A 1,354-nucleotide genomic window follows, 5' to 3' on the forward strand; every position below is an offset into this window, starting at 1 on the left:
TCATTCCGAACACTGAAAGCCACGCCGCCTGATCAGGCCGCGTCACCCAAAATCAGCCATAGCTCATGTGCAATTCCATTTCACGCCGACAATTGCGTCCTGGCTCAATCAGGTCGAGGTATGGTTTTCGATCTGCAGGGGCAGTCGCTCAGCGGCACCTCCTTCACAAGCCTCAAGCAGCTTCAGGAACACATCGATGCCTACGTCAGCGCGTACAACGACAGAGCCGAGCCCTTCGTCTGGAAAAAAGTCCGCCAACGTCGGTTCAAAGGTCGCCGTATCACTCAGCTCTGATTCCGGATACTAGCTCGAAATCCGACGTCAAATGTAGGAAATTGAAAGCGCAACTTGGAGCTTAGACTTTACAACACGCGCTCGGAATGCTGCGAAAGCAACGCGTCGAGCTATGAGCATATCGCCTTCTCATATGACGAGATCGACACCGACGTCGCGGCCATTGCGGACCGACGCGCGGCGCAACCCCGCATACTTGCACGGCGTCATGCGGATCGAGGAATTCGCTTCCCGCACTCGTTTGCCGGATCGGGACCGAGCGTGTCTCTTCGCGCAAGGGATACCAGTGTCTCTCGAAGCCGCTGCTATCACAACGAGCTTTCTTTCTCTTCACGCCTGTTCCGAAGCGAAAGTTCAGCGTGGGTTATCAAGAGATCGCCTACCGCCTGTACCGCGAAGGCGGGCGGGGTAGTTCCGGAATAGACCAGGCATGCTGTCACATTGAGCGGCGGATCTATGGCGATTAGCCTCAGATCGCCATGTCGCGGTATGTCAGGGAAGAAGATCTTCGGAGCGATCATATTGCCAAGACCAGCATTGACCAATGAAAGCGCACTGGCGAAAGTATCGACCTCCGCGATGCAATTGGGACTCAAGCCGGCCTCTTGGAATGCCCGGTCCAGCGCGCTGCGAACTGCGCTGGGTCGTGTCGGCAGCACAAGAGGAAGGTGTGTCATCCGCTCGAGCGAAATGGTATGCGCGACATCTTCCGCAAACAGAAGTCCAGCCATCGATAGTGGCTGATGAAAAAGCGGCTGTCGAGTAAACCCTTGAATAGGCTCATCGTCCAAAACCAAGCAGAGATCGATCCCGCGCGATGCGATAAGCGATCTCATGCGCAGAATGTCAACTGCAACCAGACGGAGATTCACTTTCGGCAGAATCATCCGGCAGGCTTCCATAAAGTCGCAAGCCCAGCACACCGCAAATCCCGATGACATGCCAAGCTTTACTAAGCCTTCCGGTTCTCCTGCTACCGATCGGACGACGCGACCCAGCTGCTCCACCTGCCCAATGATCGATGCCGCCTCACGATAGAAGAGTTCGCCCGCAGCAGTTG

At 55.8% G+C, this 1,354-nt stretch carries 1 protein-coding gene and 1 pseudogene; one reads left to right on the forward strand and one right to left on the reverse strand.

Features of this window, described 5'->3' with window-relative positions; translation table 11 throughout:
• Window positions 1–64: 64 nt before the first annotated feature.
• Window positions 65–294 (forward strand): annotated as a pseudogene (locus GA0061099_RS39185) (IS630 family transposase); the annotation flags it as partial.
• Between the two features lie 308 nt (window positions 295–602).
• Here the strand turns inward: GA0061099_RS39185 and GA0061099_RS39190 are convergent.
• The coding region (locus tag GA0061099_RS39190; RefSeq protein ID WP_074448705.1) for a LysR substrate-binding domain-containing protein at window positions 603–1,354 on the reverse strand (752 nt) is incomplete at its 5' end.

The organism is Bradyrhizobium yuanmingense (assembly GCF_900094575.1).
In the GTDB taxonomy this organism is placed as follows: Bacteria; Pseudomonadota; Alphaproteobacteria; order Rhizobiales; family Xanthobacteraceae; genus Bradyrhizobium; species Bradyrhizobium yuanmingense.